At 30.0% G+C, this 15,831-nt stretch carries 18 protein-coding genes and 1 riboswitch; of the genes, 5 read left to right on the plus strand and 13 right to left on the minus strand.

The genetic code is table 11. The annotated features are described in order from the left end of the window. Positions 1-14: 14 nt before the first annotated feature. On the minus strand, positions 15-305 hold the full coding sequence (locus B3630_RS00650; RefSeq protein WP_346894593.1) for a YhdT family protein: 291 nt from the start codon (positions 303-305) through the stop codon (positions 15-17). Positions 306-593: 288 nt separating this feature from the next. On the opposite strand from B3630_RS00650, the gene B3630_RS00655 reads away from it, so the two are divergent. Genes B3630_RS00655 through B3630_RS00665 form a run of 3 tightly spaced genes read left to right on the plus strand, consistent with a single transcriptional unit; the run spans position 594 to position 2,835 of the window. Next, positions 594-1,418, plus strand: coding sequence for a transporter substrate-binding domain-containing protein (locus B3630_RS00655; RefSeq protein ID WP_346894595.1), 825 nt, complete (start codon positions 594-596; stop codon positions 1,416-1,418). A 27-nt stretch (positions 1,419-1,445) separates the two neighbouring features. Then, entirely contained in the window at positions 1,446-2,126 is a 681-nt protein-coding gene (locus tag B3630_RS00660) for an amino acid ABC transporter permease (protein ID WP_346894597.1), read from the plus strand. Next, positions 2,113-2,835 carry an amino acid ABC transporter ATP-binding protein gene (locus tag B3630_RS00665; protein WP_346894805.1) on the plus strand — a complete coding sequence of 241 codons (723 nt, stop codon included), beginning with the start codon at positions 2,113-2,115 and terminating at the stop codon, positions 2,833-2,835. Before B3630_RS00660 ends, B3630_RS00665 begins: the two co-directional genes overlap by 14 nt. A gap of 202 nt (positions 2,836-3,037) precedes the next feature. On the opposite strand, the gene B3630_RS00670 is transcribed toward B3630_RS00665, so the two are convergent. From B3630_RS00670 to B3630_RS00685, 4 genes are all read right to left on the minus strand, one after another. After that, positions 3,038-3,397: a VOC family protein gene (locus B3630_RS00670; protein ID WP_346894599.1), complete on the minus strand. Its 360-nt coding sequence runs from the start codon at positions 3,395-3,397 to the stop codon at positions 3,038-3,040. 137 nt (positions 3,398-3,534) lie between these two features. Then, positions 3,535-4,206, minus strand: a complete 672-nt coding sequence (locus B3630_RS00675; RefSeq protein WP_346870857.1) for a DUF1905 domain-containing protein — start codon at positions 4,204-4,206, stop codon at positions 3,535-3,537. Positions 4,207-4,263: 57 nt separating this feature from the next. Further along, complete coding sequence (locus B3630_RS00680; protein WP_346894601.1) at positions 4,264-5,340, minus strand: helix-turn-helix transcriptional regulator; 1,077 nt, start codon at positions 5,338-5,340, stop codon at positions 4,264-4,266. Positions 5,341-5,512: 172 nt separating this feature from the next. Beyond that, the gene (locus tag B3630_RS00685) at positions 5,513-6,046 is read right to left on the minus strand and encodes a flavodoxin domain-containing protein (RefSeq protein ID WP_346894603.1); all 534 of its coding nucleotides are present in this window, start codon (positions 6,044-6,046) and stop codon (positions 5,513-5,515) included. Positions 6,047-6,313: 267 nt separating this feature from the next. Here B3630_RS00685 and B3630_RS00690 point away from each other — a divergent pair, with 267 nt between their 5' ends. Next, positions 6,314-7,051, plus strand: a complete 738-nt coding sequence (locus tag B3630_RS00690; protein WP_346894605.1) for an NAD-dependent protein deacylase — start codon at positions 6,314-6,316, stop codon at positions 7,049-7,051. An 82-nt stretch (positions 7,052-7,133) separates the two neighbouring features. Here B3630_RS00690 and B3630_RS00695 read toward each other — a convergent pair whose 3' ends face one another. After that, positions 7,134-7,673: a dihydrofolate reductase family protein gene (locus tag B3630_RS00695; RefSeq protein WP_346894607.1), complete on the minus strand. Its 540-nt coding sequence runs from the start codon at positions 7,671-7,673 to the stop codon at positions 7,134-7,136. Between the two features lie 118 nt (positions 7,674-7,791). Here B3630_RS00695 and B3630_RS00700 point away from each other — a divergent pair, with 118 nt between their 5' ends. After that, positions 7,792-8,451, plus strand: coding sequence for a GTP pyrophosphokinase family protein (locus B3630_RS00700; RefSeq protein WP_346894609.1), 660 nt, complete (start codon positions 7,792-7,794; stop codon positions 8,449-8,451). A gap of 118 nt (positions 8,452-8,569) precedes the next feature. Here the strand turns inward: B3630_RS00700 and B3630_RS00705 are convergent, their stop codons facing one another. The 7 genes from B3630_RS00705 to B3630_RS00735 all read right to left on the minus strand — a co-directional run bounded on the left by B3630_RS00705 (position 8,570) and on the right by B3630_RS00735 (position 15,750). After that, positions 8,570-8,971 carry a hypothetical protein gene (locus B3630_RS00705; RefSeq protein ID WP_346894611.1) on the minus strand — a complete coding sequence of 134 codons (402 nt, stop codon included), beginning with the start codon at positions 8,969-8,971 and terminating at the stop codon, positions 8,570-8,572. Positions 8,972-9,077: 106 nt separating this feature from the next. Further along, complete coding sequence (locus tag B3630_RS00710; protein ID WP_346894613.1) at positions 9,078-9,509, minus strand: DUF2752 domain-containing protein; 432 nt, start codon at positions 9,507-9,509, stop codon at positions 9,078-9,080. Between the two features lie 61 nt (positions 9,510-9,570). Continuing rightward, complete coding sequence (locus tag B3630_RS00715) at positions 9,571-9,831, minus strand: hypothetical protein (RefSeq protein WP_035133860.1); 261 nt, start codon at positions 9,829-9,831, stop codon at positions 9,571-9,573. A gap of 260 nt (positions 9,832-10,091) precedes the next feature. Next, positions 10,092-10,667 carry a xanthine phosphoribosyltransferase gene (locus B3630_RS00720; RefSeq protein WP_346870849.1) on the minus strand — a complete coding sequence of 192 codons (576 nt, stop codon included), beginning with the start codon at positions 10,665-10,667 and terminating at the stop codon, positions 10,092-10,094. Continuing rightward, positions 10,667-12,013, minus strand: coding sequence for a nucleobase:cation symporter-2 family protein (locus tag B3630_RS00725; protein WP_346894615.1), 1,347 nt, complete (start codon positions 12,011-12,013; stop codon positions 10,667-10,669). The genes B3630_RS00720 and B3630_RS00725 overlap by 1 nt, the downstream gene beginning before the upstream one ends. 137 nt (positions 12,014-12,150) lie before the next feature. Then, positions 12,151-12,252, minus strand: a riboswitch (purine riboswitch). Positions 12,253-12,321: 69 nt separating this feature from the next. Further along, positions 12,322-14,976 (minus strand): YhgE/Pip domain-containing protein, encoded by a 2,655-nt coding sequence (locus B3630_RS00730; protein WP_346894617.1) that lies wholly within the window; start codon positions 14,974-14,976, stop codon positions 12,322-12,324. Between the two features lie 204 nt (positions 14,977-15,180). After that, entirely contained in the window at positions 15,181-15,750 is a 570-nt protein-coding gene (locus tag B3630_RS00735; RefSeq protein ID WP_346894619.1) for a TetR/AcrR family transcriptional regulator, read from the minus strand. Between the last annotated feature and the right edge of the window lie 81 nt (positions 15,751-15,831).

The raw sequence follows: 15,831 nt of genomic DNA on the forward strand, positions 1-15,831 counted from the left end.
CTACATTCCCCACTTTATTTTTCCTTATGATTCTTCTTTTGTTCTTCATCACTTTCCAAATCCATATCCATAAATAAGTACTTTACAGTAAATGTTACTGCTACAATAAGTATTATTGGTCCTACAAAACTACTTAATACAAACCACAATGGTAGTCCCATTACATATTTATAAGTAGATGGATCTCCACTTCCTAGCCCAAAGCCAGTAACATACCACCAAATAAAATAAAGTATATACAAAATAATAGAAATAATAGCTTCTTTATTCATTTGTCGATTCTTAGCTTTTTCTGATAATTTCATAATTTTACTCCTCTTGATTTCAACATAAATAAGTTTTCTAGAGCTGTACCATTTAGTAATAAGCCCTCATTTTAACAACATAGTAATATTATCACGTCACCATTGAGTTCACAATGGTTTTCATAATTTATTTTCCCCTAATATAGCATTTTAACCTAAATAAATATAAGTTTTTTTAATAAATATAAATCTTTTTAAAGAAAATATTGAAAAACTATTGCATATTTATAAGTTATAGTTGTATAATTATGCAACAGTATTAAATTATTATACAAGGGGGATACAACAATGAAAAAAGGTATACTAAAGAAAATTTTTGCACTAGCTATGGTAGGTACCATGTCACTATCTTTAATGGCATGCGGTAATAAAGAAGAGGTGGACTTGCTATCAAAAATAAAAAAAGAAGGAAAATTAAAAGTAGGTATGAGTGTTGATTACGCACCTTATGAATTCTTTATAATGGAAAATGGTGAAAAGAAAACCGTTGGTCTAGACATATCTCTAGTAAGTGAAATAGCTAAAGATTTGGGTGTAGAATATGAAATTCAAGAAATGGAATTTAGCACTATTTGTGATGCTACAAGAAATGGAATCATTGATTTAGGAGTATCTGGACTATCAGTTAATGAAGAAAGAAAAGAAGTTATAGACTTCTCAAATATATATTTTCAAGCAGAACAAGGAATATTGATAAATAAAAACAATTCTGAAACTATTAAAAGTATTGATGATTTAAAAGGTAAAAAAGTAGGAGCTCAAAATGGTTCTACACAAGCTACTTTAGCTCAGGGAATTGAAAATGCTGATGTTAAGCTATTAGCACAAGTTCCAACTTTAATTCAAGATTTAATAGCTGGAAACTTAGATGCAGTAATTGTTGAACTTCCAGTAGCTGATATACAAGCTATGGTTCATGAAGAATTAGCTGTTGCAAAAGAAAAAATTAATGATACTTCCGGTGGTGGTTCTGCTATAGCTCTTCCAAAGGGACAAAATGCTTTACTAGAAGCAGTTAATAAAACATTAGAAAGATTAGAATCTGAAGGTAAAATACAAGAGTTTTATAAAGAAGCTATAAAATTAAGTAAAGATGAGGTTACAGCTCAATAATTTTTACTAGCTACAAAGGAGGAAGCTATGTCTAATTTAAGTTTTAAGTTTTTAGAAAAATATTATCCAGTGTTTATAGAAGGTATTCAATGGACTTTATTAGTAGCAATGCTATCAGTTCTATTTGGAGCAATCCTAGGAACCCTTCTTTGCTTTATGAAAAGGTCCAAATTATCTGTATTAAAAGTACCTATTCCTAGGGTTATAGCTTCTATTTATATAGAATTCATAAGAGGAACACCTTTATTACTACAAATTTTTATAGTATACTTTGGTACAACCTCCTTTGGAGTTAAGCTTACTCCTTTAGTAGCTTGTGTAATAGCACTTTCACTTAACTCTGGAGCTTATGTGGCAGAAATAATAAGAAGTGGAATTGATGCAGTAGATAAAGGACAATTAGAGGCTGCAAGAAGTCTAGGTATGAATCAAAGAATGGCCATGCAACATATTATATTACCACAAGCCATAAGAAATATTTTACCTGCTATTGGTAATGAGTTTGTGGCTATAATAAAGGAATCATCTATGGCATCAGCTATAGGTGTAGCAGAGATTACTTATGGTGCTAAGCTAGTTACAGGTGCCACCTATAGAAACTTTGAGCCCTTAATTGTAGCAGCAATCTGCTACTTTATCCTGACATTTACTCTAGGAAGATTAATGGCTTATGCAGAAAGGAGACTTAAAGGAAATGATTCACGTTAAAAATTTAAAGAAAAACTTTGGAGAACTAGAAGTTTTAAAGGGAATTGATGAGCATATAACTAAAGGTGAAGTTGTTGTAATTATTGGTCCCTCTGGTTCTGGTAAGTCTACCTTCTTACGTTGCCTTAATCTACTAGAAGAGCCGACTTCAGGAGAAATTATATTTGAAGGAAATAATATCACTGATAAAAAGGCTAATATAAATAATCTAAGAGAAAAAATGGGAATGGTGTTTCAACAATTTAATCTCTTTCCTCATAAATCAGTATTAGAAAATATAACTATATCACCTATTAAGGTAAAAGGAGAAAAACTTCAATCAGCTAATGAAAAGGCTCTATCCCTTTTAAAAATGGTAGGTCTAACAGATAAAGCTAGTGCTTACCCAAGCTCCTTATCTGGTGGACAAAAGCAAAGGATAGCAATAGCCAGAGCTTTAGCCATGAACCCAGATGTAATGCTATTTGACGAACCTACCTCTGCTTTAGATCCTGAAATGGTTGGCGAAGTTTTAAATGTTATGAAAGAACTAGCCAAAGAAGGTATGACCATGGTGGTAGTAACACATGAAATGGGCTTTGCAAGAGAAGTTGGAGATAGAATTTTATTTATGGATGAAGGAAAAATTCTAGAAGAAGGAACTCCAGCTGAACTTTTTGGAAATCCTAAAAACTCTAGAACTATAGATTTTTTATCTAAGGTTTTATAAATCAATAAAATTCTCAATGGATTTTTATAAAATAATTTATCATAGTATATACTTATTCTTCATATATAGGGCACACTAAAATAACCAGTGATTTATTTTGAAAATAAATTCACTGGTTATATTTCTACTATTTATAATTTCGTAGTATTGTAACCTTTATTTATCAATATTCTAAATCAGCCTTTAAAAATTAAAATATCTTTTAATCCTTTTGTCTAACTCCAATTTTCACGCCATTTGGATCATGTATAAAAATATATCTTTCCATAGGCCCATTAATTATTTTTATATTTTGATCTTCTAATTTTTTTACAGCTTCATTGAAGTCATTTACATTAAATACAAGAGAAACATTTGAACCATTGACTTTTTCTACCCCCGTAAAATTCTTTGGATATTCTATTAATTCAATAATTCCACCCTCTTTATCCTTTAAGAAAACAATGCGTATTCCATCTGGAGCATCTATTCTATGCATTTCTTTTAACTCTAAAATTTCTTTATAAAACTTTTCTGACTTTTCTAAATCTGCTACTGCTATCGTAACCATTTCTAAATTCATAAATACTACCTCACTTTATTAATTTTACATCTATTACTATATATTTATAATATCCTCTTTATATATATATTTTATATTAATAGCCTTTATATAATATTACACTTTGTTTATATAAAAATTCTACTATAACCTTTTAGTTATTCAACAGTAATCTCTAAATAACTAATCACATTCTCATATGGATAATCTGACCTAACTCCATATGTAGGATCATAATATATTCCATTATAATAAACCATAAGATGACTCTTTTTATTTCCTTGGACATTAATGATACAACATTTAGGAAACTTTACTTCTATTCCCCTTGTATAAATAAATTTATCTGAATGAGCTATCCCGTAATAATCTAGTGCCTCAATGACTTTGCTTATACTTGCCAAACATTTATTACTGTGCATAACATTTATTATTTCATCAATAGATAATCCAGTTAACATAGCAATACATGCTTGTCCACAAAGCCCCTTATCTGGTTGATTAACATATTCTATGTTATCAATCTTTCTTATGGGGTTCTCCTTATTATATGGACTATCGAAATTAATTCTAGTTAATCCCTCAATTATCTCAAATTTAACACAGACTTCATCCACAGAGCTTATTTTATTCAAAACTGACTTTACAATTGGAATGTAATAAACTCCTTTTCCCTTTGGCATCAACTTACACTCAAAATATACATCATTAATGATTACCTTAACAGGTATCATTCCTTTTTTCTTGCATGTTTCCCATACATTAAAAGGAATAGATACAAATATTCTATTACCTTCTTTTAAAAAAGTAGAGTTAAATGAATATATCATAATCAAACCTCACATGTTATTTATTTTACTTTTTTGATGAACATACAAAATCCACTTTTACATTTCAGAAACAGCCTTTTTTAGTACTTTAATTGCATCTTCATACTCTAGGCTTCCACTTAATACTTTTAAATCTTCTTCATCCATAAGTGATTGAAATAATTTCTTCCTTATTATCTTCTGCCCTTCCACATCCACCTCTAATCTAAGATTTTCAAAATAAGGGTTATTGCTATAATCATATTCTGTAGAAAGTAGCTCTTTTACATAATTGTTAAACCATTTTGCAGCAAGCTCCTTGTCCCCTATTTCAATATATAGCCTACAGTAATTATATGCTCCTGAACCCATCCCTATTTTAAATATACTCTCTACTTGATTTAGAGCATCTAAATAGAAAACTGCCTTTTCATAATTATGTTCACCTTTTGAGATCCTTGCTAATATTGCTATCATTGCAATGCTTTGGTTTAAATACTGTAATAGCATTCCTTTACACATATTTTCTGCTTCTTCAATCTTTCCCTGTTTCTGTAACAATGAAGAATATAGTACCATGGGATCTATAAATGAATTTGATAATTCCTTAAGAGCTCTTTCACTTTCCTCATAGTTTTCTAAGGTCATTTGTATATTAGCAATAGAAAATAAAGCTATTGATATATACTTTGAAACCTTACTTTCAGTAACTTGATAAAGTAAGGTCAAACAATACTCCATTCTAGACTTTATACATTCCTCTGAAACATTACCTGACATCATAGAATACATTTGAATCAATTGTGCAATTATCAATTTTAAATATACACTATTAGGGTATTCTTTCTCATATTCTTTACATCTTAATTCACCATCCATATAACCCTGATGTAAAAATACTTCAACTAATTCTTTTTTTATATTAATCACTTCTACTTCAGAAAGCTCTTGTTGAAAGGAAAGTAAAACATCTAAAGAGGTATCCAATGCTCTTGCCAATGGCGCTAATAAAGAAATATCTGGTGTTGAATTTCCAGTCTCCCATTTACTTACCGCTCCAGCTGAAATTCCAATCATACTTGCCAACTGCTCTTGAGTAATCTTTTTTTCTTTCCTTAAATGTAAAATAGTCTCTCCAATATTTAATCTACTCATATTCACTACCTCCGCCTTTGGGCCTTTTTAGTACTTTTATTATAAGCTTAATTATAACTGTCAACAATGGAGAGTAGTTCATACTTAAGTTGAAAAAACTTGAGTGGTATTCAACTTTATGGTTATAAGTTATAGTTATTAATCTATTCTATGTCTCATATACCAAATATCATTATAATTTTGTTTGTATAAACTCAATAAGTGGCTTAAGATTTTCTTTGTTTATCCAATCGAAGTTAGAGCCAATTGCTTGCATTAATGCAGCTTCCCAAGATTCGTAATTGTTAGGATCTTTTTTTGCAACAGCTTTTTTAAGAATATTACAAAGGGTTTTGTCTTTCCAAGACATAGTTTTCTCATTCCAAGCACCACGACAATAAAAACATGGGATTTCATTAAGTTTGTCTTTAAAATTACGCTCTTTTATAGCAGTCATAGCTTTCTCATCATATGGAGATGCTCCCACTGCAAAAACTACTATTCTTTTATCCTTTAGTTTTTCATAATGCTTTCTTAGAAAAGATATTCCCGCTATACCTGTTGCATAAATACCTCCACCTAAAATAATTGTATCATATTTTGTAACTTGCTCTATACCAGCTTGTTTTGTTTTAATTATGTCACTTGAGAGCTCTTCTGCTAGCCATTCCGCATATTTTTTTGTAGCTCCATACTTTGATTGATATAGTACTACTATATTTTCCAACTTTAGTACCTCCTTGTATAATGATTCAATTACATTTTTTATTATATCTGTAATAGTAAAATGTTTTTTTTATATTTTAACTTTATTTTTTTGATATTGTATCTTTTGACTCATTTTAATATCCATTTATATCCTTACTATCATTTTAATACCACTATTAATAGTAACACCAAATACAATATTATCCAATAAATTCTATAAGTATATTTTATTTTCTATAACTTCGTGTCATAATAGGATTAATAAATAATTTATGGAGATGATTTTATGAACACTGAAATAGAAAAACTAACACAAATTTTAAGAAATAGCAATAACATAGTATTCTTTGGTGGCGCAGGAGTATCTACCGAATCAAATATACCGGATTTTAGAAGTGCTAATGGGCTTTTTAATTCACGACTTAACATGACACTTTCTCCTGAACAGTTAGTTTCTCATACTTACTTTATAAGATTTCCTGAGGAATTTTTTAATTTTTATAAGGCAAAGCTTATATATCCTGAAGCTAAACCTAATGGAGCACATATAGCCCTTGCTAACCTTGAAAAATTAGGTAAACTTAAAGCAATCATTACACAAAACATTGATGGACTTCATCAAGCAGCTGGTTCTAAAAATGTATTTGAGCTCCATGGCTCAATTCATAGAAACTATTGCGTAAAGTGTAATGATAGCTATGATGTGGATTTTATTATAAATTCTAAGGGAATACCTACTTGTCCTAAATGTAGTGGAACTGTTAGACCTGATGTAGTTTTATATGAAGAAGGTTTAGATGAAAATGTACTTCAAGGAGCTATCGATGCTATATCAAAAGCAGATACCTTAATCATAGGTGGAACTTCTCTAGTGGTTTATCCTGCAGCAAATCTTATCAACTACTTTAAGGGTAAAAATCTAGTACTTATAAATAAAAGCAGTACTTCCGCTGACTCTACGGCTGATTTAGTTATTAACCATTCCATTGGCAAAGTTTTAAGTGAATCTGTTAATTTTTTATAAAACAAAAGGTAGCTATTTGACTACCTTTTATTATTAAAAATATTATGCCTCTTTCCAAATACTAATTACATATTAGCTCTTCTTACTTTTCTCTTCTGACATATGTTAGTTCAACCATTCCATCTACATCTTTAGTTTCAATTAATTCAAGTTTAATTTCTGGATTTTCTTTGATAAATAGAGGAATTCCATCCCCTAATATAGTTGGAATTACTGTAATAACATACTTATCAACAAGATTTTCCCTTACAAACTCATGAATTAATTTTCCTCCACCAACAAGCCAAATATCTCTCCCTAATTGATTTTTTATATTTGATACAAAGTTTGTAATACTTCCTGAAATAAATTCTACTTTTTCATTAGTTTCATATTCTTTTTTAGTAAATACATAACAATTTTTTCCTTCATAAACCCAATTATCTGGGGATAATTCATTAACCACTTGCTCATAGGTAACTCTCCCCATAATAATAGTATCTACATTATTATAAAACTCTTCATATCCATTATCTACTTCTAATACTTTCCCATGCCCACTTAACCAATCAACTGATCCATTAATTCTTGCTATATATCCATCTAAACTCATGGCTATATATAAAACTATTTTTCTTTCCATTTTAATCTCCTTATAACATAAATTTATTATAAATTAATTTTATATCTACTTTAATAAAAAAGCTATTTATATTATACTAATATAAGACTTAATACACATATACAAAGGAGAATTTATTATGCCACAATTGCCTTTTAAGGATCTTAAAAACATAGATATTTCACAATTTGATACCCAAATTGAAGATTTTAAATCTCTTTCTTTAAAATATCGTTGTGCCCTTCGTGAAATTGAAACAAAATTTGCAATACTTAATGATGAATATAAAAGTATTCATTCTTATAATCCTATTGAACATATGAAATCTAGGCTTAAAGCTCCTGAGAGTATACTTGAAAAACTTCAAAGAAGAGGATTGGAACTCTCTATTGAGTCTGCAGAAACTTTAACTGATATTGCTGGAATTAGAGTTATTTGCTCTTTTCTCAGTGATGTTTATGAAATTGCAGCTTCAATTAAGGCACAAACTGATTTAACTATTATAAAAGAACGTGATTACATAAAAAATCCAAAAGACAACGGTTATCGCAGCCTTCATTTAGTTGTTAGTATTCCTGTATTCTTTTCAAAGAAAGTTGAAAATGTTCCTGTAGAAATTCAGTTTAGAACAATCTCAATGGATACTTGGGCAAGCTTAGAACATAAGCTTAGATATAAATATGAGGGAGAAATGCCTGATGATATTAGCACCATGCTATTAAACTGTGCTGGTGCTACAACACACCTTGATGAAGAAATGCTTATGGCACATAATAGACTTATGAACAATCATGTTTAATGCTTATTAAGTAAAGCTTTTACAAATATTTATTTTTCATAAAATTTGAGCATGTATCTAATATAGAGACATGCTCAAATTTTATTTGAATTATTTTATCGTGATAAAGTTTTGTATTTTAGTCTCGATTAGGCACTACTTTTGTATCATATAAAAGGTCATCTACCTGATAGTCATTAATATTCAAATTTATTTTTTCCTGCATAAGCTTTAGTATAAGTTCTTCCTTTTCATCTTCAAATATACCAGACTTTTGAATACTTTCTACAAAATTATATAAATCATAAATAATACAATCTCCTTCATAGGCACCTAATTCAGTACATATATCTACTGAAGCTTGAAGGGGGTCTGTTCCATAATCAACATAGACTTTACTTGTATCATCTGATAATTCTTCTATTTTTCCTACATAATATCCTGCTACATATTTTCTTGCATCATCCTCTTCTCCAAAGCCTAATACGTCTCCATTTGGTGTTACAACTATATAATTATGATAAGGTACACGTGTATTCATAGCTAAATGCATTCTCCTTTTCAGTGGATTTTACTATACTATATATTAAGTTTTCCAAAGGATAGAATTATTATACTGAGCAAAAATGAAATAATTATTACATCTTCTAAACCCTTGATAAATCTAATATATAAAATAGAATTCCATAAATTATAAAAGAAAAGCACATAAATACATGATATATAACATCAAATTTTATTATATTATTTCTAAATTTATTATTCATTAATTTTCTCTTTGATAATAATATTTTAATTCTAAAAAAAATTTCAAATATCCCTAATAAAACTGCTGGTACTGATAATAAGTTTAGCTTAGTCGCAAAAATATCACCAGATATAATATTTCTAATATCTCTAGTAAATCCACAAAGAGGGCAAGGCTCTCCTAAAATTCTATAAGAAAGGCATCCATAGGTGATAGGAAACAATTTATTCACAGCTCTAGATATAAATGGTAAAAATATCATAGCTATTACTAAAGTAATTAATATCACATTAAAAATATTATATTCTTTTATTATTCCTTCGCTTTTCAAATTTTAACCTCCTTGTAACTAAAATAAGATGCCTATACAGACATCTTTTAATGATATAATTTTATACTGCTGCTCCTAATGAAGCTAATCCCACAATAAATATTAAAAATATAATAGCCATACATATTCCTATTATGGAACATATAAATCCACCTTTAGCCATTGCAAAAGCTTCACCTGATTCTTTCTTTTTCTTCATGTCTATAATCCCTAATACTACACCTACAACACCTAAAATTAGAGATAACCACCATAGGCACCCCCATGAAATTACAGCAAATACAATACTACAAATTCCAACTACTAATGAAGCAACACCCATACAAAATCCTCCTTGTAAATTTTATCACTCCATTCATTTTATTAATCTGTATCCAATATTATTACAATTTTATTAACAAAATCATTTATCAGATATGACTATATAAATTTTAAAATATTTATATAGGAAACTATTCATATATATAACTAATTAAATAGTTAACTAGTTGTTGTCATAGTGCGGGTTTGCAAGATTCATGAATATCCAATACAGATACTATTGTATTACAAAATAAAAAAGGTGCATAGGCACCTTTTTTATTATTCTTCTACAAATTCTATAATATCTTTACCAAGCTTACTCACTCTTGCTAGCGAATATACTTCATAGCCTTTATCTTCAAGATTTTTACGACCTGGTTGGAAAGATTTTTCTATGACTATTCCAATTCCTGCAACTTTTGCTCCAGCTTCTTCTATCAATCTTATAGCTCCTTGTGCCGCTTCTCCATAGGCTAAAAAATCATCTATTATAAGTATATTATCTTCTGGTGATATAAATTTCTTTGACAAAGTTAACTCATAATCTACAGCCTTAGTAAAAGAATGTACTGTAGTTTGATATACATCTCCACTTAAAATCTTAGATGTTTGTTTCTTTAGTGTTACCATTGGTAATTCCATTTGAAGAGCGGTCATAACTGTAGGCGCTATGCCTGAACTTTCAATGGTAAAGATTTTAGTTATTCCATGGTTTTCAAAATGTTCTTTAAAGGTTGTTCCTATTTCCTGCATTAATTTAGCATCTACTCCATGGTTTAAGAAAGAATCTACCTTTAATACAGATTCATTTAACGCATGTCCATCTTTTAATATACGATTTTTTAAAGTTTCCATTATGCCACCTCACTTTTTTCTACTTTTATTTTCTCTACTTTATCTTCTTTTAATACTAAATTTAATATTAAAGCAGTTATAGTTCCTGTAGATATTCCTGATGAGAAAATCATCTTTAATCCTTCTGGTAATTGTGCTATAACATCTGGCCTAAATGTAACTCCAAGACCTAAAGCTATAGATGTAGCTATTATAAGTAGATTTCTTTCAGTTAGTCTTACTCTGCTTAAAGTCTTTATTCCTGCTGCTGCAACAGTTCCAAACATTACTACTCCAACTCCACCAAGAACCGGTTGTGGTATTCCACTTACTAGTCCTGCCAGTTTAGGTAGGAAACCTAAAATCACCATTATTATTCCTGACATAATTGCCACGTGCTTACTTGCTACCTTTGTTAAAGGTATTAGTCCTACATTTTGGCTGAAGGTAGTGTTTGGGAAGGAACCCACTACTCCACCTAACATGCTTCCTATACCATCTGCCAATACACCAGCACCCACACGTTTTTCATCCATGTATATCTGAGAAGTTTCTCCAATAGCCTTAAGACATCCAACGGTTTCTATAGTAGTTACAAAATATGCTGGAATAAATGCAATTACAGCTTTTATATCAAAGGTTACTCCATATTCAAATATTTTAGGGAAGGAAATCCAACTAGCTTCTTTAATAGCTGTAAAACTCACTAAGTCTAAAGGAATACAAATTATATATCCCGCAACCATCCCAATTAAAATAGATGCACTACTAACCATACCTTTTCCATATCTATTTAAAATCAAGGTAAAAATTAAAACAAACATGGCTATTGATAAATTCTTAATACTACCATAATCTGCAGCTCCAACTCCACCTGCAGCCCAATCAATAGATACTGGTAATAATGTAAGTCCAATTAAACATACCACTGTTCCCGTAACTATTGGCGGAAATAATTTCATAAGAGGTTTAATAAAGTAACTTAAAATAATTTCAAAGAATGCTCCTAAAATAGTAGCTCCAATTATTCCTGGAAGTCCAAGTACTGTTCCTACTGAAATAGCAGGTGATACAAAGGTAAAGTCTGTACCCATGATACAAGCAACCCTTGAACCTATAACGCCAAAACCTCTAGCTTGAATTATAGTTGCAATACCAGAAGCTAAAATTGTTGCACTTATTAATGTTGTAGTTATTTTTGCATCAAATCCTAATGCACTTGCTATTACTAGAGGCACTACTACTATACCTCCAAAAGCTGCAAATATATGCTGTAAACCAAATAATATCTTTTTAACTAAAGTTGGATTATCATCAACCCCATAGGTTAATTCAATATCATTAGTTAATAGTTCTTCATTATTCATAAGTTCATCTCCTTTTAGATATTGTTTTAATTTTATCTAAGGGTTAGCTACTTCCTTAGGTTTATTTAAATCAAAAAATAAAAGCACCTCAATAAAAATTGAGGTGCTGTGATTCATCACTATAATGATTATAGTCATAATAAAATACAACTCCCCGTAGTCTGCAAATTTATGGTTTGCAGGTAGAAACTTTCGGACCATATTACCGATTATATACGAGTCTTACCAATTGTATTGTCATTATAACACGAACATTTATATTTTACAACCAGCTATTGTTAGGATTTTTTGTAATAATAAGTTTATTGTTACATTGATTGTTCTTTTATATTTTCCACTGATTTTCCTTTTCTTCCTTCAATTATATTTTGGAGATTTTCCCCTGCATTTTTAAATACTATTGATATTGTTAAAAATACAAGAAGAACAATTCCAAGGATTAAAAAATCTTTTCCCACTATTCCATAATTAATTGTATTGGCTGAAATAACTTCTCTTAATAATTCTACACTATAAGTAAATGGCATATATGGATTAATCACTTTAAAGAATTTAGGTACTATCTCTAACGGGAATGTACCTGCACAAGCTGTTAGCTGAAGTATTAATAATACTATTCCTAAAAGTCTTCCTGCATCTCCAAATAGGGATATTAAACATTGAATTATTGCTATAAATACCAATGATAAGAATACTATAGATGCAAAATACATACCTGTACTTGTTGGGGTTAATCCTAGTCCCATTACAACTGCACTTACAAGTAATGCTTGTAATAAACCTATAAATCCAAAGGATAAGTATTTACCTATAACTTTATCAAACTTGGATAAATTAGCATCATCATCAGTTTTAGCTGAGATAACGAAGAACATCATTATTGCACCTATCCATAAAGATAGCGATATAAAATATGGTGCAAAACCTGTTCCATAGTTAGGCACTTTATTTATTGGTTCATTTTTCATATTTATTGGAGCTGATACAAAGTCACCCATTTCCTTAGAGGAATTTTTAAGTCCGGATTTCATCTCTCCTGCACCATCTTTTAAAGCAGTTGCAAGCTCATTTGATCCTTTATATAACTTATCTACCCCATCTTCTAATTGTGGTACTTTTCCTGTTAACTCTGACACTCCATCATTTAACTTGTTTTGTCCATCAACTAGAGCATTAGAACCATCTACTAGTTGATTTGAACCATTATATAAAGCTTGTATTCCACCACTTAAAGCTGGAACATTACTTCTTAACTGTCCAAGACCTCCATTTAATTCGCCAGATCCACTATATAAAGCTTGTATTCCACCACTTAAAGTTGGAATATTGCTTCTTAGCTGTCCAAGCCCTCCATTAATTTCACTAGATCCACTGTTTAACTTATTGATTCCTGCATTTAAACCAGACATATTGTCTGATAATGATTTTAATCCAGCTCCAAAGGAATCTTTAGTATTTTCGTTAAGTCCAGCTTCTAAGGAATTTAAGCCTCCACTTATTTTGCTTACTGCTACACCCATGTCATTCACACTATCTGTTAAAGCTACTGTACCTGTTGCAAATTCCTTAACACTACCAGTGTACCCATTCACAACACCATTAAACGTTCCTAGGCTATCACCAAACTTCTTACTTCCTTCTTCTAATTCTTCTATCTTCTTTTGTGTTTCACTAGTTTCTTTGTTTAAATCTTGTATCTTTTGAAGTGCCTCTTTAATATTGGGATCGTTTGCCAATCCAGGATTTGATTCAACTGCTTTTGAAATTTCCGTAGATATTTTATTCATTGTTGCTGAAGATTTATTAACACTATCTATAAGCTCATTAACTTCATCTGTAACTGATTGGTATTTAGTATTTACGCCTGTTGATAATGCTGCCACACTATCACTAGAAGTTTTTAATCCTTCTCCACCTTTCTTTAAGTCTTTTATATTACTTTCTCCAGCTTTTAATTTACCATTTAACTTATTAGCTCCATCTTTAAGCGAATTTACATTTGGATAAATTGTTGCATTAAATGCACCATAAAGACCTTTACTTCCTGATGTTAATGCACCTGCCCCATTTACTGCAGTTCCTAGTCCATTTTTCAATTCCTCTGAACCAACATATAACTTATCTACTCCAGAGCTTAAAGCTGGAACCTTACTATTTACTTCTGATAAGCCATTTTTCAATTCCTGTGAACCATTATATAATTTATCTACACCTGAACCTAAAGTTGGCACTTTACTATTCACTTCTGATAAGCCATTATTTATTGATTTTATTCCAGAGTTAAGAGCACCTTGTCCATCCTTTAATTGTTCTGAACCATCTCCAAGCTTCTTAGCACCTTCCGCTAGCATAGGTACCTTTTCATTCAGTTCACCAATTCCATTATAAAGTTTTTCACTTCCATCAGCTGCCTTTATAAATCCATCTTTTGCTTCATATAATTTATCAAAAGCAACAGTGACATAGTTGTTTGAAATTGTTCCTACAATTTCTTCTTTTAGTAACTTTTCAACCTGTGAATTGATTTGAGCTGCTAAAAAGTTTTTCTTTTCGTTACAGACAAATTGTAAATCTGCTATCTGAGGCTTACCTTCTTTTGCAGCCACAACGCTTTTTGAAAAATCTTCAGGAATTACAAATTTAGCATAATACCCTTGTTTTTCTAAACCTTCATTGGCTTTTTCATTGCTAGTGAAATCCCAGCCAACCTCTTCATTTCCCTTTAGGTTTTCTACAATATCTTCACCGTAGTTTACCTGTTTTCCATCAAGTAATGCACCACCATCTTCATTAACTACAGCTATGGTCATGTCCTGAATTCGTGCATAAGGATCCCAAAAGGCATCTAAGTACAACAATGAGTATAGTAATGGTACTATAATAATTGCAATAACCGATACTCTTATAAATCTGTTCTTAAAAATGCTTTTAATATCCTCACCGGCAATTTTTAAAAAGTTCACACTATCACCTTCTTTATTTTTTTATACTTTACAGTTAATATTATATATATACTATTTTTAAACTGACTAGTCAATATTATAAAAAAATTTTTTTATTGGTATCCTTTTCAAAAATATTAAAAAGAGCTTTCTACCTTGATATTATCTTAGCTAGAAAACTCTTTTATTAAAATTGTATATTATTTTTTATTTATATTTCATATCTCAAGATAACCTTATGTCATAGTTAATATAATCCATAAATTTTTCTACTACTTCATCATGATTATAATTGTCATTATTTATAATTTCATAGAGTGCAGATGAAAATAATACCCCTATAAAGCAGTAACTTAATATATCCGAATCTTCGTCAGAAATATTTTTATTTTTTGTGATTCCTTCCAAAAATTTAGAATTCATATTAATTAAGTTCATTACCTGCTCTCTTATTTCTTCATGACGTTCCTTTTGTCCCCATACCTGACTCATTATTACTCTAAATAAATCCTTATTAATATATACATACTTTAACTGAACCCTAGCAGATTCCTTCAATCTTTCTATAGGGTCACTTATTTCTTTTATGGATTCTTCAACTTCACTGTTTATTAAATCAATTCCTGTCTGAACAACAAAATAAAATAATTCTTCTTTACTTTTAAAGTGATAATATAAAGTTCCCTTTGCAACTCCAGCTTCGCTTGCTACTTCATCCATAGTGGCACTCTCGTAACCATTGCTTGAAAATACTTTTATTGCAGCCTCAAAAATAATTTTTCTAGTCTTATTCATAATATACGCTTCTATCCATCATGATATGAAGCAACACAACTCCTTATAATTTATATTTTATCTTTTAGTAATATAAACATT

The sequence above is a fragment of the Clostridium sp. UBA7503 genome, assembly GCF_002477055.1.
Lineage (GTDB): Bacteria > Bacillota > Clostridia > Clostridiales > Clostridiaceae > Clostridium_J > Clostridium_J sulfidigenes.

Bases quoted from the DNA above. Each gene is read 5' to 3' on its own strand.
- B3630_RS00650 (WP_346894593.1), bottom strand. From the start codon at position 305: ATGAAATTATCAGAAAAAGCTAAGAATCGACAAATGAATAAAGAAGCT.
- B3630_RS00655 (WP_346894595.1), top strand. From the start codon at position 594: ATGAAAAAAGGTATACTAAAGAAAATTTTTGCACTAGCTATGGTAGGT.
- B3630_RS00660 (WP_346894597.1), top strand. From the start codon at position 1,446: ATGTCTAATTTAAGTTTTAAGTTTTTAGAAAAATATTATCCAGTGTTT.
- B3630_RS00665 (WP_346894805.1), top strand. From the start codon at position 2,113: ATGATTCACGTTAAAAATTTAAAGAAAAACTTTGGAGAACTAGAAGTT.
- B3630_RS00670 (WP_346894599.1), bottom strand. From the start codon at position 3,397: ATGAATTTAGAAATGGTTACGATAGCAGTAGCAGATTTAGAAAAGTCA.
- B3630_RS00675 (WP_346870857.1), bottom strand. From the start codon at position 4,206: ATGATATATTCATTTAACTCTACTTTTTTAAAAGAAGGTAATAGAATA.
- B3630_RS00680 (WP_346894601.1), bottom strand. From the start codon at position 5,340: ATGAGTAGATTAAATATTGGAGAGACTATTTTACATTTAAGGAAAGAA.
- B3630_RS00690 (WP_346894605.1), top strand. From the start codon at position 6,314: ATGAACACTGAAATAGAAAAACTAACACAAATTTTAAGAAATAGCAAT.
- B3630_RS00695 (WP_346894607.1), bottom strand. From the start codon at position 7,673: ATGGAAAGAAAAATAGTTTTATATATAGCCATGAGTTTAGATGGATAT.
- B3630_RS00700 (WP_346894609.1), top strand. From the start codon at position 7,792: ATGCCACAATTGCCTTTTAAGGATCTTAAAAACATAGATATTTCACAA.
- B3630_RS00705 (WP_346894611.1), bottom strand. From the start codon at position 8,971: ATGAATACACGTGTACCTTATCATAATTATATAGTTGTAACACCAAAT.
- B3630_RS00715 (WP_035133860.1), bottom strand. From the start codon at position 9,831: ATGGGTGTTGCTTCATTAGTAGTTGGAATTTGTAGTATTGTATTTGCT.
- B3630_RS00720 (WP_346870849.1), bottom strand. From the start codon at position 10,667: ATGGAAACTTTAAAAAATCGTATATTAAAAGATGGACATGCGTTAAAT.
- B3630_RS00725 (WP_346894615.1), bottom strand. From the start codon at position 12,013: ATGAATAATGAAGAACTATTAACTAATGATATTGAATTAACCTATGGG.
- B3630_RS00735 (WP_346894619.1), bottom strand. From the start codon at position 15,750: ATGAATAAGACTAGAAAAATTATTTTTGAGGCTGCAATAAAAGTATTT.